The sequence below is a fragment of the Arthrobacter sp. Leaf337 genome, from assembly GCF_001423745.1.
Lineage (GTDB): Bacteria > Actinomycetota > Actinomycetes > Actinomycetales > Micrococcaceae > Arthrobacter.
Genome location: NZ_LMPC01000004.1, coordinates 131,512 through 151,756 on the forward strand (window position 1 = coordinate 131,512; position 20,245 = coordinate 151,756).

The window sequence follows — 20,245 nt, forward strand, 5'->3', positions numbered from 1 at the left end:
CGGGGGTGCTATTCCGCGGCGCCCATGGCGATGACGGATTCCTCCACCGCGTCTTCGGCTGCGTTCTCCGCCGTAGGCAGTTCGGCCGCGGTGGCGGGGTGGACCGTGGCAAGGACCTGGTCTGCCTTGACCAGGTCTCCGGACCTGACGCTGATGTGGACTGTGCCGTCGAGCGGCGCCACGAGCTGGTGCTCCATCTTCATCGCCTCCACCGAGACCAGGACCTGGCCGGCCTGCACGGTGTCGCCGTTGCTGACGGAGACCGATACCACTGTGCCCGGCATCGGCGAGCGCACCGCCGGGTCGGCCGCGCCCTCCTCGCGTTCGATCGCGGCCAGCACCCGGACCAGCCGGGCCTCGCGGGTGAGCACCTCGAGCCGGCAGGACCAGCCCTCGTTGCCGAGGAAGAGTTCCGAGAGGACGCGGGGATCAGGCTCGAGCCAGCTCTGGGCGGGAGGACCGGTGTGAACGGGGGCAAGTTCATACCTGCCGACTTCGCCGTCGAGGGTGAGCACCGGGAGTTGGCGGCCAGAGTATTGCAGGAGGGCCGTGAGCTGCGGCCCTCCGTTCACGCGCACAGTGGCCGGTTCCCCCGCCGCCGGCCGGGTCACCTCCACGGTGGCGACGCCGCCGTCGGAGGTTCCCAGGCTGATCCGTCGCGGAGCCGCGGCACCGATTCGCCAGCCGTCGCGGCGCCGCCACGGACCAGCCACGGGTTCGCTCCGGAGCTGTTCGTCCGCCTGGTCCAGGGCGTACAAGGCGGCGACAACAAGTTCGGCGTCGCCCACGCGCCGGAAGCTGAAGTCCGGCATCTTACGCTCGATCAGCCCGGTGTCGAGGCGCCCGGCCCGGACGTCGGCGTCGTTGATGAGCAGGCGCAGGTATTCGACGTTGGTGTCGATGCCGAGCGCGGTGTACCCGGCGAGCGCCCCGTCCAGGGTGTCCAGGGCGGCAGTTCGGTCTTTGCCCCAGGCGATCACCTTGGAAATCATGGGGTCGTAGCTGGAGGAGATCTCCAAGCCCTGAACCAGAGCCGAATCGACGCGCACGCGGCCGCCTGCGGTCTCGACTTCGTTGCGGGCGGGGGCGCCGGGACGCTGCCTTGGGCCCGGAACTTCGTCGAGCTGGAGCACTGTCCCGGTTGACGGCAGGAAGTTCCGCTCGGGGATTTCGGCGTAGACGCGTGCCTCCACGGAGTGCCCGTTAAGCACGACGTCGGCCTGGGCCACCGTGAGTTCCTCGCCGGCGGCGATGCGGACCTGCCATTCGACAAGGTCCACGCCGGTGACCATCTCGGTGACCGGGTGCTCGACCTGCAGGCGGGTGTTCATCTCCATAAAGAAGAACTCGTCCGGGGCGTTGTCCGAAACCAGGAATTCCACAGTGCCGGCGCCGCTGTACTTCACGCTGCGCGCGGCGTTGCAGGCAGCCTCGCCGATCCGGGCCCGGATAGCCGCCCCGTCGGGGAGGGACTCCAGCAGCGGGGACGGGGCTTCCTCGATGACCTTCTGGTGGCGGCGCTGCAGGGAGCACTCGCGCTCCCCGAGGTGGATGACGTTCCCATGGTTGTCGGCGAGGACCTGCACCTCGATGTGCCGGGGCGTCAGCACCAGTCGCTCAAGGAACAAGGTGTCGTCGCCGAAGGCGCTCGCCGCCACCCGGCGGGCGGTGGCCAGGGTGGCTTCCAGGTCCTCGGCGCGTTCGACGATGTGCATGCCCTTGCCGCCGCCCCCGGCGGAGGGCTTGATCAGCAGCGGAAAACCGACGCCGGCCGCGGCCTCGATCAACTGCGCGTCCGTCATGCCGGGTTCGGCAATGCCCGGAACCACGGGCACGCTGTAGCCGGCGACGTGGTTCTTCGACCGGATCTTGTCGCCCATGACGTTGAGGGATTCAACGCCGGGGCCGATGAAGGTAATGCCCGCCTTTTCCAAGGCACGGGCAAAGTCGACGTTCTCGCTGAGGAAGCCGTAGCCCGGGTGCACGGCTTCGGCGCCCGTCTCGCGGCACGCCTGGATGATCGCGTCAATCTTCAGGTAGCTCTCGGCTGCCGCGGCAGGGCCGATCCGCACGGCGACGTCGGCTTCGCGCACGTGGCGGGCACCGGCGTCGGCGTCGCTGTAGACGGCCACCGAACGGATGCCGAGCGCGCGCAGGGTGCGGATCACGCGGCAGGCGATCTCGCCGCGGTTGGCGACGAGCACGGTGCCGAAGAGCGGCTTCGCGGCGGGCGCCGGCTGCTGGGGAGTTGCTGGAGTAGTCATGGCTGTCACATCCGGAAAAGGCCGAAGGAGGTCTCCGGCAGCGGGGTGCGGGAGACGACGTCAAGCGCCAGTCCCAGGACGGTGCGGGTGTCCGCGGGGTCGATGACGCCGTCATCCCAGAGGCGCGCGGTGGAGTAGTAGGGGCTGCCCTGGTCCTCGTACTGCTGCTTGATCGGGGCCTTGAAGGCTTCCTCGTCCTCGGCTGACCATTCCTCGCCGCGGGCCTCGTACTGGTCCCGTTTGACGGTGGCGAGCACGCTGGAGGCCTGGTTGCCGCCCATCACCGAGATGCGGCTTGCCGGCCACATCCAGAGGAACCGCGGCGAGTAGGCCCGCCCGCACATGGAGTAGTTGCCGGCGCCAAAGGAGCCGCCGATCACCACGGTCAGTTTCGGCACCCTGGCGGTGGCGACGGCGGTGACCATCTTGGCGCCGTTCTTGGCAATGCCGCCCTGCTCGTAGTCCTTGCCGACCATAAAGCCCGAGAGGTTCTGCAGGAAGATCAGCGGGATGCCGCGCTGGTCGCAGAGCTCGATGAAGTGGGCTCCCTTGAGCGAGGACTCGCTGAACAGCACGCCGTTGTTGGCCACGATACCCACCGGGTGTCCGTGCAATTTGGCGAAACCGGTGACCAGGGTGGTGCCGTAGTTCTTCTTGAATTCGTGGAAGCGGCTGCCGTCCACGAGCCGGGCAATGACCTCCCGGACGTCGTACCGGGCGTTGACGTCCGTGGGAACGGCACCGTACAGCTCCTCCGGGTCTGCCGCGGGCTCGACGGCGGTGTCCACGTCCCAGGAGGGGGCGGCCGGCAGGGGCAGGGTGGAGACGATGTCGCGGACGATCTGGAGGGCGTGCTCGTCGTTCTCGGCCAGATGGTCGGTGACGCCGGAGATCTTTGAGTGGACGTCGCCGCCGCCGAGTTCCTCGGCGGTGACGATTTCGCCGATGGCGGCCTTCACGAGCGGCGGGCCGCCCAGGAAGATGGTGCCCTGGTTGCGGACGATTACGGTTTCGTCGCTCATGGCCGGGACGTAGGCGCCGCCGGCCGTGCAGGAGCCCATCACGGCGGCGATCTGCGGGATTTTGGCCGCGGACATCTTCGCCTGGTTGAAGAAGATCCGGCCGAAGTGCTCCTTGTCGGGGAAGACCTCATCCTGCTTGGGCAGGAACGCTCCGCCCGAGTCCACGAGGTAGATGCAGGGCAGCCGGTTCTCCAGCGCGATTTCCTGCGCCCGGAGGTGCTTCTTCACGGTCATCGGATAGTAGGTGCCGCCTTTGACCGTGGCGTCGTTGGAGATGACCAGCACCTGCCGGCCGTGCACGAGTCCGATCCCCGCAATGACACCGGCCCCCGGCGAGTCGTCGTTGTACATGCCGTTCGCCGCGAGAGGCGCGATCTCAAGGAAGGGGCTGCCGTCGTCGAGCAGCTGGTCGATGCGTTCGCGGGGCAGCAGCTTGCCGCGGGCCACATGGCGTTCCCGGGACTTCTCCGGACCGCCGAGCGCTGCTGTGGCGAGGCGTTCCTTCAGCTCGCGGGCCAGCCCCAGCTGGGCCTCGCGGTTCGCGGCGTAGGCGGCGCTGCCGGTGTCCACCAGGCTGGCGATTGTCTCCATTGACTGCTTCCGTTCCCGGACGCCCTGGCGAGGCCGTCCTGAGCGATTCGGTTAGTACCGCATAACTGAGATTTAGGTTAGTCTCTATTAACTGTGATGTCCAACACCCGCCGGCATTGCTAGGATTTGCAGTTCCAAGGAGGAAATGTGCCGATCATCGAGCGCGGTCCCGGCAGCCCGGCGGGCGAGCGGGTCCAGGCGACCCAACGCAGCCAGACAACCCAGCGCAGCCAGGCCAAGGAAAGCCGGCGGCAGGCGCTGCTGTCCTCCGCCGCCACCCTTTTTGCCGTAGACGGCTTCAACCGCGTTTCGCTGGAGGACCTGGGCGCCGCGGCAGGCGTCAGCGGTCCCGCCGTCTACCGCCATTTCGCGGGCAAGCAGGCGGTCCTGGGGGCACTGCTGCTCAGCGTGAGCCAGGAACTGCTGGACGGCGGCCGCCGGGTGGTTGCAGACGCCGGTGATCCTGCCGCGGCCCTGGCCCGCCTGGTTCAATTCCACGTGGACTTCGCCCTGAGCAATCCCGACGTCATCCGGGTCCAGGACCGCGACTTCAGCAATCTCTCCGACGACGACCAGGCTGAGGTCCGCACCCTGCAGCGCAACTACGTGGAGCTGTGGGTTGAGGTGCTGCAGGCATTGCACACGGGCACAGATACCGCCGAACTCCGGATGCGCGCGCACGCGGCTTTCGGCCTCATCAACTCGACGCCGCATTCGGTCCGCAGCCACGGCCGGCGGGTCGCGGTCAAGTCGGCCCGCCCCCTGCTCGAAAGCATGGCCCTCGCCGCCCTGCTGGTGGCGGCGACGCCTCAGCCGCTCAGCTAAGACTGCCTGAAAATCAAAGCTGCCGGCCGCCGCTTCCTTTCGGAAGACGCGGCCGGCAGTTTTTTGTGGATTGGCTAAACCATTGCCAGGACCATGCCCGGGTCCGCGAGGATCGCCCCGATGTCCGCCAGGAAGCGTGACCCCTGTTCGCCGTCGACCAGCCTGTGGTCGAAGGACAGGCTCAGGGTCATGACCTGGCGAAGCGCCACTTCATCCTTGTACTCCCAGGGCATCTTCCGCACGGCGCCCATGGCGAGGATGGCCGCTTCGCCCGGGTTGAGGATCGGCGTGCCGGCATCGATGCCGAAAACTCCGATGTTCGTGATGGAGATGGTGCCGCCGGAGAGCTCGGCCGGGCTGGTCTTGCCCGCGCGGGCGGTCTCGGTCAGAGCCGTAAGCGCCGTGGACAGCTCGGTCAGGGACAGCCGGTCGGCGTCCTTGATGTTCGGTACGGTCAGTCCCCGGGGAGTGGCCGCGGCGATGCCAAGGTTCACGTAGTTGAACTGCACGATCTCCTGGCTCGCTTCGTCCCACCGCGAATTCAGCGACGGCTGGCGGCGGAGGGCGATCAGCAATGCCTTGGCCACAAGCGTCAGCGGCGTCAGCTTGAAGCCCTCAAAAGCCCGGCTTGCCTTGAGCCGTGCCAGCAATTCCATGGTGGGCGTGACGTCAACAGTCAGGAATTCCGTGGCATGCGGTGCCGTGAACGCACTCGACACCATCGCCGCGGCCGTCAGCTTGCGGACCCCCTTGATCGGCGTCCGCGTTTCGCGCTCCCCCGCGGTCCGGGTTCCCTCACCCGCTCCGGCCAGAGCCCGCGCAGCCGCAGGGAGGTCTCCCCCGCCAACGAAGTTCCGCACGTCGTCGCGTGTGATCAACCCGCCCGCGCCGGTGCCGGTCACTGCCATGAGCTCAACGCCAAGATCCTTCGCCAGCTTCCGAACCGGCGGCGTGGACCGCGGACGTTCGGCCGTGGCCCGGGTTTCTACCGGCTCGACCACCGGCGCAGCCGTGGCCCGGGTTTCTACCGGCTCGACCACCGGCGCAGCCGGGGCCGTGGTTTCGACCGGTTCAGCCACCGGCGCAGCGAACGCACGTGCACGCCGTGCCGGACGGCCGGAACTTTCGACGACGGCGCCGTACCCCACGAGGTTGGGTTCCCGCTTGCCGGTTCCGGCCGGAGCCGGGCCGCCGGTGGACGGCCCGCCGTCGTCACCTTCAACCTCGAAGGAAACGATCGGCTTGCCTACTTCCACCACGGTTCCCGGCTGCTCGTGGAGGGCGGTGATCACACCGGCGAACGGCGACGGCAGTTCGACGACGGCCTTGGCCGTTTCCACTTCAGCAATGACCTGGTTCAACGCCACGGTATCGCCCACAGCCACTTTCCAGCTGAGGATTTCCGATTCCGTCAGCCCCTCGCCGAGGTCCGGGAGCCTGAATTCCTTGATCATGGCGGCGCTCATCCTTCCAGCCCGCTGAGGGAGTTGGGACGGCCCAGGGCACGGTCCACACCGTCAAGGATTCTGTCCAGACCCGGAAGATGATGCATTTCAAGTTTCGAATACGGGTACGGGACGTCGAAGCCGGTGACCCGGACCGGGGCGGCTTCGAGGTGGTAGAAGCAGCGTTCGGTGATGCTCGCGGCCACTTCGGCACCGAGCCCGCCGGACTGCCCGGCCTCGTGCGTAATCACGAGCCGTCCCGTCTTGCGCACCGAGGCCTCCAGCGTGGCGAAGTCCACCGGCGCCAGCGAGCGCAGGTCGATGACCTCAATCGAAACGCCTTCGTCCGCTGCGGCCAGGGCGGCGTCCTTCGCAGTCTTGACCAGCGGACCGTAGGCGACGAGCGTGACGTCCTTGCCTTCGGCGACTACCCGGGCCTTCTCCATTGACAGCGCAGTGGCGGGATCGATCGACTCATCGACTTCGCCCTTGTCGTGATAGCGGCGCTTCGGCTCGAAGAACAGCACGGGATCGTCGCAGGCAATGGCCTGCTGGATCATGGTGTGTGCGTCCTGCGGGTTGGAAACGCTGACCACGCGGAGGCCGGACGTGTGGGTGAAGTACGCCTCGGGCGACTCGGAGTGGTGTTCCGGGGATCCGATGCCGCCGCCAAAGGGAACGCGCACGGTGATGGGCATCTTGACGTCGCCCTGCGTGCGGTAGTGGATCTTGGCCACTTGGGACACGATCTGGTCGAACGCCGGATAGATGAACCCGTCGAACTGGATCTCCACCACTGGCCGGTAGCCGCGGTAGGCAAGGCCGACGGCGGTGCCCATGATGGCAGATTCGGCGAGCGGGGTGTCCACCACGCGGTGCTTGCCGAAGTCCTTCTGCAAACCGTCGGTCACGCGGAAGACGCCGCCGAGGGTGCCGATGTCCTCGCCCATCAGGATGACTTTGGGGTCGTTTTCGAGGGACTTTCGGAGGCCGGAGTTAATTGCCCGGGCAAAGGTCATCTGGGTCATCAGCGAGCACCTTCTTCAGAGTTGGCACCCGCGGGATCGCCGAAGGAAGCCAGGTAACGGGAGTAGTGGTCCTCCTGGCGGTCCAGCCAGGAGTTGGGGGTGCTGTAGACGTGCTTGAAGATGTCCAGCGGCTGCGGATCCGGCATGTTGATGCAACCGGCCCGCAGCTCCCGGGCAACGGCGTCGGCCTTGGCAGCCACCTGGGCCTCGAGCTGCTCCGTGAGGAGTCCCTTACGTTCCAGCAGGCCCTTGACCCGGGCAATCGGGTCCTTGGCCGCCCAGTCTTCCAGTTCGTTGGCATCCCGGTACCGCGTGGGATCGTCGGCAGTCGTGTGCGGACCCATCCGGTATGTGACCGCTTCGATGAACGTCGGGCCGCCGCCGTGGCGGGCCCGTTCGATTGCCTCGCGGGTGGCCGCCATCACCGCAAGCACGTCGTTGCCATCAACCTGGACGCTCGGAATCCCGAACCCTGCCGCACGGTCGGCGATCCTGATGTGGGACTGCAGGCGGACCGGCTCGGAGATGGCCCAGTGGTTGTTCTGGCAAAAGAAGATCACCGGGGACTGGAAGCTGGCGGCGAAGACCATGGCCTCGTTGACGTCCCCCTCGCTGGTGGCGCCGTCGCCGAAGTACGTGACGGCCACGGAGTCTGCGCCGTCATTTTGGATGCCCATGGCGTAGCCCGTGGCATGAAGGGTCTGGGCTCCGATGATGATCTGCGGAGTGGCCATGTTGACGGTGTACGGATCCCAGCCCGACGACGCATTGCCCCGCCACACCTTGAGGATGTCGGCCAGGTCCACGCCGCGGCAGTAAGCAACACCGTTCTCGCGGTAACTGGAAAACACGAAGTCATCGTCGCGGAGCGCCCTCGCGGAACCAACCTGGGAGGCCTCCTGCCCCAGGAGCGGCGGCCACAGGCCGAGCTCCCCCTGGCGCTGGAGGGCGGTGGCTTCGGTATCGATCCGCCGGATGACCACCATGTCCTCATAAAGGGAACCTAGCTGCTCATCAGTGACCTCCCGGACCCAGGCGTCGTACTGCGGATGACTGACGCGTTCACCCCCCGGAGTGATGAGTTGGACCAGGCTCTCGCCCGTCCCGCTGTGATGTCCTGCACTGTTGTCCGGGCCACCGGCGGCGTTGCCGCCCTGACCCAACTCGTCTGTAAACACAGTTGCACGCAACCTTCATACGTCGTGTCACCGGCGCTCAGGGAACTCGTGATCCCCGTGCACGCCAGCCGCCCGGGCGCCGTTGCCCCGGATAATTGTGACGATACTCACAATGCTCATTGGGTACAACCACCATGGATAAAACTGAGCAGAATGCACTGCCCCGGTGGCATCTGTCGTGCTAATCTTGCGCATTATGCAAGCTTTGGATGGCACCGACACCCGGCTCCTTTCCGCCCTCGCCAAGGACCCGAAGCGGACGGTGGTGGCCTTGGCGCAGAAGCTTGGGCTCTCGCGCAACACCGTGCAGGCCCGGCTGGCCCAGCTGGAGAAGAAGCACGTCTTCCTGTCCTTCGAACGGCGCATCAATCCTGCGGCGCTGGGATACCCGCTGATGGCGTTCATCTCCGTCCATGTACAGCAGCAGAAGCTGGGCCAGTTGGCGGTGGACCTCGCCGGCATCCCGGAAATCCTGGAAGGCTACGGGCTGACAGGTTCCGCCGACCTTCTGCTGCGGGTGGTGGCACTGGACGCCGAGGACCTCTTCCGGATCAACGGCAAGATCCTGGCCTGTGAAGGAGTGGACCGGACGGACACCGCCCTCGCCATGGGAGAGCTGATCCCCTTCCGGGTCCAGCCGCTGCTCGAGCGGGGCCACGCCGAAGGGTGAGGTGAGGCGCCCCGGGGCCGGTGACGCGCCCGGGCTAAGGGCGCGGGGTTATAGGCTGGGTGCAGTTGAATGAATCGCGGCCGTGACCGGTCCGTGCAATCAGGCAGTGGCCAGGCCGGCTGCCGGAAAGGCTTGATCTTGAGCAATCCTCAGGAACCGTACCAGCCTGCCGAACCGGGCCCCGGCGTGGGCCGTCGGCGGCAGCAGCCACCTCCCGTCCCGCCGCGCGCCGAACCCCAACAAGGCACCCCTCAGCCAGGCGGCCCTCAACCGGAAGTCCCCGGGCAGCCGCCCCTTCCGCCGTATGAACCCTCCGGCCAGCAGCCATCCGCTCCTCATTACGGGACTCCGCACTACGGAACCCCCGACTACGGGCAGCCGCAGCACGGACAGCCACAGTACGGACCGCCGCCGCCCACGGATCCCCTTGCCGGGCAGCCGCAATACGGAACCCCGCAGGGCGGCCATCCGCAGTACGAAGGCTCCCCGTACGGCGCTCCTGCCGTCCCCGGGCCTTACGGCGCTCCCGGCCAGCAGCCGCCGGCCAGGAACCGCAGGAAACTGTGGATCATCCTGGGCGGAGTCGTGCTCCTCGCCGTCGTGGGTGTGGCGCTGCTGCTTAACCTCGTGGGTGGCGCCACCGCGAAAGCCAAAGGGCTGGCGGACGATTTTACAAAGCTCGTCATCGCCGGGGACACCGACGCCGCCTACGACGACTTCCTCGACCCCGCCCTTCAGGACAAGCTCTCGAAGGAAGAATTCGCCGCCGGCGTCCAAAGCCTCAAGCTGGACGGTACCTGCAAACCGAGCTACAACGACCTCAAGGTCAGCACGGAAAACGGCAATAACGCTGCCGACGTCGCAGGGGTCATCAGCTGCGACGGCAAGGAAGTGGACCTGGCCTACCGCTTCGACGGCAACAAGGACATGAAGATGATCAACATCAAGCTCCGGCCCAAGGCCTGATCCCAAGGTTCAAACACAAAACAGGAGCTCCCGCAGTTTTCGCGGGAGCTCCTGTTTTTCGTGTCAACCGGCAGGGACTAGTGGTCCACGGCCTTCTCGGCGCCTACGCCGGTCAGGGAACGTACTTCCATTTCGGCCTGCTTGGTGGTGTCTTCCAGCTTCTTGTCCAGCACCGAACCGAGCCAGCCCAGGAAGAACGCGAGCGGGATGGAGACGATGCCGGGGTTGCTCAGCGGGAAGATCGCGAAGTTGGCACCCGGGATCATGGACGTCTTGGCACCCGAGACCACCGGCGACAGGGCAATCAGGATGATCGCCGAGCCCAGCCCGCCGTACATGCTCCAGATTGCGCCCTGGGTGGTGAACTTACGCCAGAACAGCGAGTACACGATGGTGGGCAGGTTGGCCGATGCGGCTACCGCGAAGGCGAGCGCGACAAGGAACGCCACGTTCTGGCCGTTGGCGAAGATGCCGCCCGCAATAGCCAGAAGCCCGATGACCACCACGGTGCGCCGCGCCACCTTGACCTCGGTGTCGGCGTCGGCCTTCCCCTTGGCGATAACGCTGGCGTAGATGTCGTGGGCGAACGATGCCGCCGCGGTGATGGTAAGTCCGGCGACGACGGCCAGGATGGTGGCGAAGGCCACCGCGGAGATGAAGCCGAGCAGCAGCGGCCCGCCGAGGTGGAACGCCAGCAGCGGTGCGGCCGAGTTGACGCCGCCCGGGGCACTCTTGATGGTGTCCGCGCCGACCAGTGCCGCGGCGCCGTACCCCAGGACCAGGGTGAACAGGTAGAACAGGCCGATCAGCCAGATGGACCAGACCACGGACTTGCGGGCTTCCTTGGCGGTGGGAACCGTGTAGAAGCGCATCAGCACGTGGGGCAGGGCCGCGGTGCCGAGCACGAGCGCCAGGCCCAGGGACATGAAGTCAAGCTTGGAGGTCTCGGTCTTGCCATACTGCAGGCCCGGGTTGAGCATGTTCGGGTTGCCTGAGGTTTCCACCGCCCCGCCCAGCAGGTCGGAGAGGTTGAAGCCGTAGATGGCGAGGACCCAGAAGGTCATCACGGCGGCGCCGGCAATCAGCAGCATGGCCTTGATGATCTGCACCCAGGTGGTGCCCTTCATGCCGCCGATCAGTACGTACATGATCATCAGGGCGCCGACGACGATGATCACCAGGGCCTGTCCGCCCCAGTCGCTGATGCCGAGGAGCAAGGAGATCAGGCTGCCGGCTCCGGCCATCTGCGCCAGCAGGTAGAAGAAGCAGACCGCAAGGGTGGAGATGGCTGCCGCGATGCGCACCGGGCGCTGCTTGAGCCGGAAGGAGAGCACATCGGCCATGGTGAACTTGCCGGTGTTGCGGAGCAGTTCGGCGACGAGGAGCAGGGCGACCAGCCAGGCGACCAGGAAGCCGATGGAGTACATGAAGCCGTCGTAGCCGTTGATGGCGATGGCGCCGGTGATCCCCAGAAACGAGGCCGCCGAGAGGTAGTCGCCGGCGATGGCGGTGCCGTTCTGCGGACCAGTGAAGGAGCGTCCGGCGGCGTAGTAGTCTGCCGCCGTCTTGTTATTGCGGCTGGCCTTGATCACGATGACCATGGTTATGGCCACGAACAGGCCGAAGATGCCCATGTTCAGCAGGGTGGTGTCCTTGAGATCCGCAACGTTTACTGCGGGAACCATAAGCGTCATTTCGTTACCCCGCTGATTTTGTTGCCTTCCTTGTCGAACTCGTGGCCTTCGATTTCGTGGCGGATTTCGGCCGCAATGGGATCGAGCCGCCGGTTGGAGTAGCTCACGTACCAGCCGGTGATGGCGAACGTGGAAACGAACTGCAGCAGGCCCAGGATCAGCCCGATGTTGATGTTGCCCCAGACTTTCGTGGACATGAAGCCGACCGCGTAGTCGGCCAGGAGGACGTATGCGAAATACCAGAGCAGGAACGCAACGGCCATCGGAAAGACAAAGCTGCGGTGACGCTTGCGCAGTTCCTGGAACTGCTTGGTCGACTGGACTTGCTTGAAGTCCACGGACGCCGCTGCGTCCGGAGTTGGGGCATCGTTACCCATCATTCCTCCTCATTGAGACTTGCCGTCCACACCTGCTGCCCCTGCCTCCCACAGACAGTCCCAGCCAATGTGACTGCAATCACTGTGCCCCGTGATGGTGCTTACATTCCAGAGAAGCCCGCAGGGCCGTCGCTCAGCGGTCCTGATGCTGCGCTCAACGGTGCCTCAAGCAGGGTCCGAAGGGCTCCGGGCAGCGGCCCGGCGAGTGCCGCGATACGCTGGGCCCATGCCGGACTCCCCGTTGTTCACCGCCGCCGCGATCGCCGTGATCGCCATGGCGATCGCCGTCGTCGTCGGCGTGGGCCTCAAAGTCCTGCGGTCCTTCCGTGAGCTCGGCACGGACGCGGAACGGGCCACCTACAAGACCCTGCACGCGGCTTCCCGGGCCGGCCAGCACCTGCGTACCGGGCTGAACCCTGCAGGCGCGGCGAAAGCGAGCCGGCAGCTTCGCACCATCCTGGGCTGCGATGCCCTGGCCATCACCGACACCTCGGGGGTGCTCGCCTGGGACGGCGCCGCCGAGGGGCTGAAACCATCCCTGATGGGACTTGCCGCCAAGGTGCTCGACGGCGGCCACACGGCAGTGATCCCGGCAGGTGAGCTGCTGATGCTCGCCGGCGACACCGCCTCCGGCCCGATCACGCCCGACATCGAACGTGCAGTGGTCATTGCCCCGATCAAGGCCGGCGCGCGCGTGGTGGGCGTTGTGGCGGCCTTTGCGCCGTCCGCGGGGGCCGGCCTGGTCAGGGCCACGGGCGAAGTGGCCGACTGGGTGGCGGCCCAGGTCGAACTCGCCGAACTCGACGCCTCACGCACCCTCCTGATGGAGGCCGAGGTCCGCGCCCTCCGCGCCCAGATCAGCCCGCACTTTATCTACAACTCCCTCAACGCCATCGCGTCGTTCATCAACACCGACCCCGTCCGGGCCAGGGAACTGGTGGTGGAATTTGCCGACTTCACCCGCTACTCCTTTCGCCGCCACGGGGACTTCACCACCCTTGCCGAAGAGCTCCGCTGCATCGACCGTTACCTGCTGCTGGAACGCGCGCGGTTCGGCGACCGCGTCCAGGTGAGCCTGCGGATCGCACCCGAGGTGCTGAGCACGGTGATCCCGTTCCTGAGCCTGCAGCCCCTCGTCGAAAACGCCGTCCGGCACGGCCTGGAGGCCAAGGAAGGTCCGGGCCACATCACCATTGCAGCGAACGATTCCGGTGCCTTCGCGGAGGTAACCATCGAGGACGACGGCGTGGGGATGGATCCCGAACAGCTGCGGTCGATGCTGGCCGGGCACAGCGACGGGGACCATGTGGGGCTGCGGAACGTGGACGCCCGGCTCCGGCAGGTCTACGGCGAGGACAACGGCCTGGTCATCGAGACGGCGCCCGGCGAGGGAACACTGATCACCATGCGCGTTCCCAAGTCACAGCCAAGCCACGACGCGTGAGCGGGCTGGTGTCCGCGGACCATGGTCCTGACGCGGGCATGGGCGTCTCGGGGCTAACCTAGAACCATGATTAACGTCCTCGTCGCCGACGACGAGCTGCCTGCCGTAGAGGAACTGGCATTCCTGCTGGGCCGGGACGACCGGATCGGAGCCATCCACCGGGCATCGTCCGGGGCCGAGGCACTCCGGGTCCTGGACGCCGAGACGGTGGACGCGGTGTTTTTGGACATCCACATGCCCGCCTTGTCCGGCTTGGACATTGCCCGCGCTATTTCCCGGAGCAGCAATCCCCCGGCCGTCGTCTTCGTGACGGCGGATGAGGAGTGCGCGCTTGAAGCCTTCGAACTCGCTGCCGTCGACTACTTGCTGAAGCCCGTGCGGGCCGAGCGCCTGGCAAGGTCCGTGGGCCGCATCAGCGAACTGATGAAAGACGGCGGAGCACCGCCGGAGATGATCACGGTGGACCTCGGCGGCACCACGCGGATGATCCGGCGCGACGACGTCACGTACGTCCAGGCCCAGGGCGACTACGCCCGGCTGCACACGGCGGAAGCCAGCTATCTCATCCGCGTCCCGCTGGCCGATCTGGAGCAGCAGTGGGCAGAGGCCGGCTTCCTCCGCACGCACCGGTCCTACCTCATTGCGCTCAATCACGTAAGCCACATGAAGCTTGCCGCAGCGCGGCCTACAGTCACGGTGGCAGGAGCCGAACTGCCGATCAGCCGCCGCCACCTGCCGTCGGTCCGGGAGAAACTGGAAACCACCCGGATCCGGCCGCAGGCATGACCCGCGTCAAGGTAACGGCGCCCAGGTCCGAGGCCAAGCCGGTGATGGATTCGCGTGTGGCCGCCGAAGAATCCGATGTGGGCCAGGTGTTCGTCCGGTCCCTGATCCGCTCCCAGCTGCGCCTGTCCCTCGTGGTGGCCGCCGGCTTCCTACTGATCCTGCTGGCGTTTCCCCTCATGCTGGGACTAGTTCCCGGGCTTGCCGAAGCGAAGATCGCGGGCCTGCCCTTCGGCTGGCTCCTTCTCGGAGCCGGGATATATCCGGTGATCGGGCTGAGCGCGTGGCTTTTCATCCGGACGGCAACCCGCAACGAGGCCCGATACCGGGACCTGGCGGAGGACAGGTGACGCGGCAGTGAACCCGGTGGTCGGCATCGCGGCGTTCGTTGCCGTTTCCGTGGCCACCGCCGTCGTCGGGTTCTACGGATTGCGGATTTCACGCACCACGGGCGACTTCTACGTGGCATCGCGGACGGTCCGGCCATGGTGGAATGCTTCGGCGATCGGCGGCGAATACCTCTCTGCCGCGAGTTTCCTGGGCGTGGCCGGCCTGGTCCTCCTCTCCGGCACGGACGCACTCTGGTTTCCCATCGGCTACACCGCGGGTTACCTGATGCTGCTGCTCTTTGTTGCCGCTCCCCTCCGCCGCTCCGGGGCCTACACGATTCCGGATTTCACCGAAGTGCGGCTGGATTCACGGGCAGTCCGCCGGGTCACCAGCTTGGTGGTCGTGGTGGTGGGCTGGCTCTACATCGTGCCGCAACTACACGGCGCAGCCCTGACGATCCGCATCACCACCGGGCTTCCGTCCTGGGTGGGATCCGTAGCGGTAGTCATAGTGGTGTGCCTGACGGTGGTGGCCGGCGGGATGCGCTCCATCACTTTTGTGCAGGCGTTCCAGTACTGGCTGAAGCTCACGGCCCTGGCGGTGCCCATTGTGTTCATCGCCCTCGTGCTGGCGGGCAACGGGACACCGGCCCTGGCCGAAGCCAACACGAACCCCACCGGGCTGGCGCCCACCGGGCCCTACCAGAACATCTCGCTGCTGGTGGCGCTGCTCTTTGGCACGCTGGGGCTGCCGCACGTCCTGGTGCGGTTCTATACCAACCCTGACGGACAGTCGGCCCGCCGCACCACCCTGATCGTGCTGGGGCTGCTCTCCGTGTTCTATCTCTTTCCCACCGCCTACGGACTGCTCGGGCGAATGTTCGCCCCGGGCCTGGCCCAGGGCGGCCGGTCCGATGCGCTGGTCCTGCTCCTGCCCGGGCGGCTGATCGGCGGCCCGGCCGGGGACATGCTCTCAGCACTCGTGGTGGCGGGAGCGTTCGCGGCCTTCCTGTCCACCACCTCAGGGCTGGTGGTCTCGCTCGCAGGCGTCATCAGCCAGGACGTCCTGGGCGGGAGCGTCCGCGGCTTCCGCCTGGCCGCGCTGATTTCGGCGACTGTTCCGCTGGGCTTCGCGTTTATGACCGATTCACTGGCACTGGCGGGCAGCGTGGGCCTCGTGTTCGCGTTCACGGCCTCAACCATCTGCCCCGCCCTGCTGCTGGGGATCTGGTGGCGCGGCCTCACGGACGCCGGAGCCATCGCCGGGATGGTGACTGGGGGCGTCCTGTGCGGCGGCGCCCTGGTTGCAGGCGCCCTGTCCGGTCCGGCCGCCTCCGGCGCCGCGATGCCGCAGTGGCTGGCACAACCGGCAGCCTGGACGGTCCCGGCGGCGTTCGCCGTGATGGTCCTGGTCTCCCGTGCCACCAAGGGGCGCGTGCCGAGGACGCTCACGAAGGTGATGACCAGGCTGCACACGCCGGAACGCCCGCTGGCCACTGAACGGCAGGGAGCCTCCGACCGCTAGAACCGAAAGGACTACAGGACCGCCAGCAGCGCTACGGCCGCTACGGACCGCCGGTCACAAACCGGCCGCAAAACGGTCAGTCGATGGCTGCCATAAGCTCGACCACGCGGTCCAGGAAGGCGTCCACCTGGGTTTCTTCGTAACCGTCCTTGCCCTTGGCCTGACGGAAGACCGCGCGGCGGACATTATCGACGCTGAGCGGCTGGTCCGACTCGAGGTAGCCGATGAGGTCGTGGCACAGGTTGTCCACGTCCACGGTGTTGTAACTCCGGCCCCGGCTGCCTGCGGGCCGGCGGAACCGCTCACCGTCGCGACGGTGCAGCCTTCCCCGCAGCAGACCGGACAGCTTGCCGATTTCACGGAGCCAGGCTTCCTCGCCGCGGGCCGCGATAAGCTCATCCCGCTCCCGCCGTGCGAAGGCGTCCTCCAGGCGGTCCAGGGCCGCGTCGACGCCGGCCGCGGCGTAGCCGCCCTTGACAGGATCGAAGCAGACGGCGCGGACGTCGGCGCTCTTGACATCCCGTCCTGCTGCTCCCGCATTCTCGAACGAAACCCGCGCCCGCTGGAGGAACTCGTCCACTTGCTTGGCGTTGTAGCCGTATTCATTCCGCTGCACGCGGTCAAATGACGCAGGTATCTGCCGTTGAATGTCCACTGTCACTTTGCTTCCTTCAGTGCTGTTCAGCTGTTTTGCTCCGCACCAGTCTAAGGTGCGGATCTGTTGCCGGGCAGGAGGCCTCAGGCTCCCGAAACAGCTGTGAACAGGATAAACGCTGCCGGCGAGGCGAAGACGATTGAGTCCAGGCGGTCCATCACACCGCCGTGGCCGGGCAGGATGCTGCTCATGTCCTTGATACCGAGTTCCCGTTTGACCATGGATTCGGAGAGGTCGCCGATGGTGGCCGCGGCCACCATGCCCACGGCCAGCACCACACCGACCCACCAGGGCTTGTCCAGCAGGAAAATGCAGGCCAGGACACCCACGGCAATGGCGCCGGCGATGGATCCGGCGAACCCTTCCCACGACTTCTTGGGGCTGATCTTGGGCGCCATGGGGTGCTTCCCGAAGGACGCCCCGACAAGATAGCCGAAGGTGTCGTTGGAAACGACCAGCAGGAGCATGGTGGCGATCTGCCACGCGCCGGCCGGAATCACGCCGCCCGGCCACAGGCCCACCGGTGTCACGCTTCCCACCCCGTGCAGCGGCAGGATCGCGAAGCTGATGAAGAACGGCACCCAGGCCAGCGTAAAGACGCCGGCAAAGATGCTGCGGGCTGATCCGGCGGCACTCTCAATGGTCCGCCACAACAGCACCGCCACACTGCTGGCCAGCAGCGCAAACAGCAGGCTCTCCAGTCCGCCGAAGTAGGCAGCCAGCGGCATACCCACCGTGCCCACCATCACCGGAACGATGGGCAGGCGGGTTCCGCTTACTTCAAGGGCACGGAAGATCTCCCAGACGCCGAACACCGCGAAGGTGGTGGTGACCAGCACAAATCCGAGCGGCAGGAACAGGAGACCCCCCAATACGGCGAAAAGCATTGCAAGACCCACCACGGTGGCGGCCGGAAGATTCCTGCCGGCCTTGGGCGTTGGGTTGGAGCGCTGCTTCCCCCGGGCCCGGACCCTGGGTCCGGGCGCCTGCTGTGCCTGATCCATCAGACCTCGAGCAGCTCGGCTTCCTTGCGCTTGAGCAGGTCGTCGATGCCGTCAACGTGCGATTTGGTCATGGCGTCGAGTTCCTTCTCGCCGCGCGCGCCCTCGTCCTCGCCTGCTTCGCCGTCCTTGACCAGCTTGTCCAGGGTTTCCTTCGCCTTGCGGCGGATGTTCCGGATGGACACCTTGGCGTCCTCGCCCTTTGCTTTGACGATCTTGACGTATTCCTTGCGGCGTTCCTTGGTCAGCTCCGGAATGGTGATCCGGATGACGTTGCCGTCGTTGGACGGGTTTGCGCCCACCTCGGAGTCGCTGAGGGCCCGCTCGATGTCGCGCAGGGCCGTCTTGTCGAAGGGGGTGATCAGGATGGTCCGCGCGTCGGGAACGGCGAACGATGCCAGCTGCTGCAGCGGGGTGGGTGAACCGTAGTAGTCCACCAGCACCCGGTTGTAGAGTCCTGGCGTAGCGCGGCCGGTCCGGATCGAGGCGAAGTCTTCCTTGGCTACCTCGACTGCCTTGTCCATCTTGTCCCCGGCTTCGAGCAAGGTCTCTTCGATCACGGTCTCTCCTCAGAAATTGGTGCATTCCGGCTGGCCGGAATGCACGGTTCGTTCCGTCTTTGCGGCCCGCCCTGCGGGCCGGCCTTCCTCAAATCATCCTAGCTGTTACTAGGGGGTGACTACGGTGCCCAGCTGCTCTCCGCGGATCGCCCGGGTCACGTTGCCTTCGCCTTCCATGCCGAACACCACCATGGTGAGGTTGTTGTCCTTGCACATGGTCATGGCGGTCTGGTCCATCACGCGGATGTCACGGCGCAGTGCGTCATCGTAGCTTAGGCGGTCCAGTTTCTCGGCGCCCGGATCCTTCTTGGGGTCGGCGGTGTAGACGCCGTCCACTCCGCTTTTTGCCATCAGGACGACGTCGGCATGCACTTCCAGCGCACGCTGGGCAGCCACGGTGTCGGTGGAAAAGTACGGCAGTCCGGCACCTGCGCCGAAAATCACGACGCGGCCCTTTTCCATGTGGCGGATGGCGCGGCGCGGGATATATGCCTCAGCCACCTGGCCCATGGTGATGGCGCTCTGCACGCGGGTCTCGACGCCGGCCTGTTCCAGGAAGTCCTGGAGGGCCAGGCAGTTCATCACGGTACCCAGCATGCCCATATAGTCGGCGCGGGACCGGTCCATGCCGCTCTGGGACAGTTCGGCGCCGCGGAAAAAGTTACCGCCGCCCACAACGATGGCAACCTCGACGTCGGGTACTGCTGCGGCGATCTGCTTGGCGACCCCGCGGACGGTGTCCGGGTCCACGCCCAGCTTTCCGCCGCCGAAGACCTCGCCGGAGAGTTTCAGGAGGACGCGACGCCGGCTCTTCTCTGACTGGACAGAATTGTTGACGGTTTCCATGGTGCCTTCCCGTAAATGAGCTCTGAGCTAGGTTATCGTGCCGGATGGCCAAAGGTGTCATTCCCCCCGGCCATAGGTGCAGCCCTTAAGGCAGCGGTTGCATGCAAAAGGGGCGGCCACCGAAGTGACCACCCCTTTGCGTGTCTAACTAGGAACCGACGCGGAAACGCGTGAACGCGGTGCCCTTGACGCCGGCCTCTTCGAGGACCTGCGCGACAGACTTCTTGGCATCCTTGGCGAATGCCTGGTCGAGGAGGACCTCGCCCTTGTAGAAGCCCGTGACACGGCCTTCCACAATCTTGGTCATTGCAGCCTCGGGCTTGCCTTCAGCCTTGGCCGTCTCCTCGGCGATGCGACGCTCGGACTCGACGAGCTCGGCCGGAACATCCTCGCGGGAGAGGTAGTTCGGGGACATCGCGGCGACGTGCACGGCGACGTCGTGGGCTGCGGTGGCAGCGGCTTCGCCTTCACCGTCGACAGCGAACAGGACGCCGACCTGGGCCGGGAGGTCCTTGGAGGTCTTGTGCAGGTAAGCGTCGACCGTTGCGCCCTCGATACGGGAGATGCGACGGACAACAACCTTTTCGCCGAGAACGGCGCCTTCTTCGACGACGACCTCGGACAGCGGCTTGCCGTCAACCTCGGTTGCCAGCAGGGTCTCGAGGTCGGCAGCGCCGGACTCGACTGCAACGGCCAGGACCTTGTCGGCGAGCTGGATGAACTTGTCAGCCTTCGCAACGAAGTCGGTCTCGCAGTTGACTTCGATCATCACGCCGACGCCGCCGTCGACCTTGGCAGCAACCAGGCCTTCTGCGGTGGAGCGGCCTTCACGCTTGGTAGCGCCCTTCAGGCCCTTGATGCGGATGATCTCGATGGCCTTTTCGGCGTCACCGTTGGCTTCGTCAAGAGCCTTCTTGACATCCATCATGCCGGCGCCAGTGCGCTCACGCAGAGCCTTGATATCAGCGGCAGTGTAGTTCGCCATGTGAACCCCTCTGTCTAGAAATTTTGTGTGGTGTACGGACTGACAGGACGGCAGCTC

General features: G+C 66.2%; 19 protein-coding genes. 7 read left to right on the plus strand and 12 right to left on the minus strand.

Annotated elements, in window-relative coordinates:
• Window positions 1–8: 8 nt before the first annotated feature.
• Together ASF98_RS05380 and ASF98_RS05385 are read right to left on the minus strand one after the other, a co-directional pair.
• Window positions 9–2,264, minus strand: a complete 2,256-nt coding sequence (locus ASF98_RS05380; RefSeq protein WP_055798537.1) for an ATP-binding protein — start codon at window positions 2,262–2,264, stop codon at window positions 9–11.
• A 5-nt stretch (window positions 2,265–2,269) separates the two neighbouring features.
• Window positions 2,270–3,877 (minus strand): carboxyl transferase domain-containing protein, encoded by a 1,608-nt coding sequence (locus ASF98_RS05385; protein ID WP_055798540.1) that lies wholly within the window; start codon window positions 3,875–3,877, stop codon window positions 2,270–2,272.
• Window positions 3,878–4,033: 156 nt separating this feature from the next.
• Here ASF98_RS05385 and ASF98_RS05390 point away from each other — a divergent pair, with 156 nt between their 5' ends.
• Window positions 4,034–4,702: an SACE_7040 family transcriptional regulator gene (locus ASF98_RS05390; protein ID WP_326949349.1), complete on the plus strand. Its 669-nt coding sequence runs from the start codon at window positions 4,034–4,036 to the stop codon at window positions 4,700–4,702.
• A 74-nt stretch (window positions 4,703–4,776) separates the two neighbouring features.
• Here ASF98_RS05390 and ASF98_RS05395 read toward each other — a convergent pair whose 3' ends face one another.
• The 3 genes from ASF98_RS05395 to pdhA are packed head-to-tail and all read right to left on the minus strand — an operon-like array spanning window position 4,777 to window position 8,353.
• Window positions 4,777–6,168: a dihydrolipoamide acetyltransferase family protein gene (locus ASF98_RS05395; RefSeq protein WP_055798546.1), complete on the minus strand. Its 1,392-nt coding sequence runs from the start codon at window positions 6,166–6,168 to the stop codon at window positions 4,777–4,779.
• A complete protein-coding gene (locus tag ASF98_RS05400) occupies window positions 6,165–7,175 on the minus strand; it encodes an alpha-ketoacid dehydrogenase subunit beta (RefSeq protein ID WP_055798549.1) in 1,011 nt (336 codons plus the stop codon). The genes ASF98_RS05395 and ASF98_RS05400 overlap by 4 nt, the downstream gene beginning before the upstream one ends.
• Window positions 7,175–8,353: a pyruvate dehydrogenase (acetyl-transferring) E1 component subunit alpha gene (pdhA, locus tag ASF98_RS05405; protein ID WP_055798552.1), complete on the minus strand. Its 1,179-nt coding sequence runs from the start codon at window positions 8,351–8,353 to the stop codon at window positions 7,175–7,177. The genes ASF98_RS05400 and pdhA overlap by 1 nt, the downstream gene beginning before the upstream one ends.
• 196 nt (window positions 8,354–8,549) lie before the next feature.
• Here pdhA and ASF98_RS05410 point away from each other — a divergent pair, with 196 nt between their 5' ends.
• The gene (locus ASF98_RS05410) at window positions 8,550–9,023 is read left to right on the plus strand and encodes an Lrp/AsnC family transcriptional regulator (protein ID WP_055798555.1); all 474 of its coding nucleotides are present in this window, start codon (window positions 8,550–8,552) and stop codon (window positions 9,021–9,023) included.
• Window positions 9,024–9,161: 138 nt separating this feature from the next.
• On the plus strand, window positions 9,162–9,989 hold the full coding sequence (locus ASF98_RS23615; RefSeq protein ID WP_082506724.1) for a hypothetical protein: 828 nt from the start codon (window positions 9,162–9,164) through the stop codon (window positions 9,987–9,989).
• Window positions 9,990–10,066: 77 nt separating this feature from the next.
• Here the strand turns inward: ASF98_RS23615 and ASF98_RS05420 are convergent, their stop codons facing one another.
• Both ASF98_RS05420 and ASF98_RS05425 read right to left on the minus strand, forming a co-directional pair.
• Window positions 10,067–11,683 carry a solute symporter family protein gene (locus tag ASF98_RS05420; protein ID WP_055798558.1) on the minus strand — a complete coding sequence of 539 codons (1,617 nt, stop codon included), beginning with the start codon at window positions 11,681–11,683 and terminating at the stop codon, window positions 10,067–10,069.
• A complete protein-coding gene (locus ASF98_RS05425) occupies window positions 11,680–12,060 on the minus strand; it encodes a DUF485 domain-containing protein (protein WP_028272139.1) in 381 nt (126 codons plus the stop codon). The genes ASF98_RS05420 and ASF98_RS05425 overlap by 4 nt, the downstream gene beginning before the upstream one ends.
• A gap of 226 nt (window positions 12,061–12,286) precedes the next feature.
• Here ASF98_RS05425 and ASF98_RS05430 point away from each other — a divergent pair, with 226 nt between their 5' ends.
• The 4 genes from ASF98_RS05430 to ASF98_RS05445 all read left to right on the plus strand — a co-directional run bounded on the left by ASF98_RS05430 (window position 12,287) and on the right by ASF98_RS05445 (window position 16,141).
• On the plus strand, window positions 12,287–13,504 hold the full coding sequence (locus ASF98_RS05430) for a sensor histidine kinase (protein ID WP_055798563.1): 1,218 nt from the start codon (window positions 12,287–12,289) through the stop codon (window positions 13,502–13,504).
• A gap of 66 nt (window positions 13,505–13,570) precedes the next feature.
• On the plus strand, window positions 13,571–14,290 hold the full coding sequence (locus ASF98_RS05435; RefSeq protein ID WP_055798566.1) for a LytR/AlgR family response regulator transcription factor: 720 nt from the start codon (window positions 13,571–13,573) through the stop codon (window positions 14,288–14,290).
• A complete protein-coding gene (locus ASF98_RS05440; protein WP_055798567.1) occupies window positions 14,287–14,637 on the plus strand; it encodes a hypothetical protein in 351 nt (116 codons plus the stop codon). Before ASF98_RS05435 ends, ASF98_RS05440 begins: the two co-directional genes overlap by 4 nt.
• A gap of 7 nt (window positions 14,638–14,644) precedes the next feature.
• Window positions 14,645–16,141, plus strand: coding sequence for a sodium/solute symporter (locus ASF98_RS05445; RefSeq protein WP_055798570.1), 1,497 nt, complete (start codon window positions 14,645–14,647; stop codon window positions 16,139–16,141).
• A gap of 76 nt (window positions 16,142–16,217) precedes the next feature.
• Here ASF98_RS05445 and ASF98_RS05450 read toward each other — a convergent pair whose 3' ends face one another.
• The 5 genes from ASF98_RS05450 to tsf all read right to left on the minus strand — a co-directional run bounded on the left by ASF98_RS05450 (window position 16,218) and on the right by tsf (window position 20,188).
• The gene (locus ASF98_RS05450; RefSeq protein WP_055798573.1) at window positions 16,218–16,802 is read right to left on the minus strand and encodes a DivIVA domain-containing protein; all 585 of its coding nucleotides are present in this window, start codon (window positions 16,800–16,802) and stop codon (window positions 16,218–16,220) included.
• A gap of 77 nt (window positions 16,803–16,879) precedes the next feature.
• Window positions 16,880–17,800, minus strand: a complete 921-nt coding sequence (locus ASF98_RS05455; protein ID WP_028272133.1) for a phosphatidate cytidylyltransferase — start codon at window positions 17,798–17,800, stop codon at window positions 16,880–16,882.
• Entirely contained in the window at window positions 17,800–18,357 is a 558-nt protein-coding gene (frr, locus tag ASF98_RS05460; RefSeq protein ID WP_028272132.1) for a ribosome recycling factor, read from the minus strand. The genes ASF98_RS05455 and frr overlap by 1 nt, the downstream gene beginning before the upstream one ends.
• A 108-nt stretch (window positions 18,358–18,465) precedes the next feature.
• Window positions 18,466–19,203, minus strand: coding sequence for a UMP kinase (gene pyrH / locus ASF98_RS05465; RefSeq protein ID WP_028272131.1), 738 nt, complete (start codon window positions 19,201–19,203; stop codon window positions 18,466–18,468).
• Window positions 19,204–19,351: 148 nt separating this feature from the next.
• Window positions 19,352–20,188, minus strand: coding sequence for a translation elongation factor Ts (gene tsf / locus ASF98_RS05470; protein ID WP_055798576.1), 837 nt, complete (start codon window positions 20,186–20,188; stop codon window positions 19,352–19,354).
• Between the last annotated feature and the right edge of the window lie 57 nt (window positions 20,189–20,245).

What these genes read in the sequence shown, in the direction of transcription:
- ASF98_RS05380 (WP_055798537.1), bottom strand. Translation starts at nt 2,264, where the DNA reads ATGACTACTCCAGCAACTCCCCAGCAGCCGGCGCCCGCCGCGAAGCCG.
- ASF98_RS05385 (WP_055798540.1), bottom strand. Translation starts at nt 3,877, where the DNA reads ATGGAGACAATCGCCAGCCTGGTGGACACCGGCAGCGCCGCCTACGCC.
- ASF98_RS05395 (WP_055798546.1), bottom strand. Translation starts at nt 6,168, where the DNA reads ATGAGCGCCGCCATGATCAAGGAATTCAGGCTCCCGGACCTCGGCGAG.
- ASF98_RS05400 (WP_055798549.1), bottom strand. Translation starts at nt 7,175, where the DNA reads ATGACCCAGATGACCTTTGCCCGGGCAATTAACTCCGGCCTCCGAAAG.
- ASF98_RS05410 (WP_055798555.1), top strand. Translation starts at nt 8,550, where the DNA reads ATGCAAGCTTTGGATGGCACCGACACCCGGCTCCTTTCCGCCCTCGCC.
- ASF98_RS05420 (WP_055798558.1), bottom strand. Translation starts at nt 11,683, where the DNA reads ATGACGCTTATGGTTCCCGCAGTAAACGTTGCGGATCTCAAGGACACC.
- ASF98_RS05425 (WP_028272139.1), bottom strand. Translation starts at nt 12,060, where the DNA reads ATGGGTAACGATGCCCCAACTCCGGACGCAGCGGCGTCCGTGGACTTC.
- ASF98_RS05430 (WP_055798563.1), top strand. Translation starts at nt 12,287, where the DNA reads ATGCCGGACTCCCCGTTGTTCACCGCCGCCGCGATCGCCGTGATCGCC.
- ASF98_RS05435 (WP_055798566.1), top strand. Translation starts at nt 13,571, where the DNA reads ATGATTAACGTCCTCGTCGCCGACGACGAGCTGCCTGCCGTAGAGGAA.
- ASF98_RS05440 (WP_055798567.1), top strand. Translation starts at nt 14,287, where the DNA reads ATGACCCGCGTCAAGGTAACGGCGCCCAGGTCCGAGGCCAAGCCGGTG.
- ASF98_RS05455 (WP_028272133.1), bottom strand. Translation starts at nt 17,800, where the DNA reads ATGGATCAGGCACAGCAGGCGCCCGGACCCAGGGTCCGGGCCCGGGGG.
- pyrH (WP_028272131.1), bottom strand. Translation starts at nt 19,203, where the DNA reads ATGGAAACCGTCAACAATTCTGTCCAGTCAGAGAAGAGCCGGCGTCGC.
- tsf (WP_055798576.1), bottom strand. Translation starts at nt 20,188, where the DNA reads ATGGCGAACTACACTGCCGCTGATATCAAGGCTCTGCGTGAGCGCACT.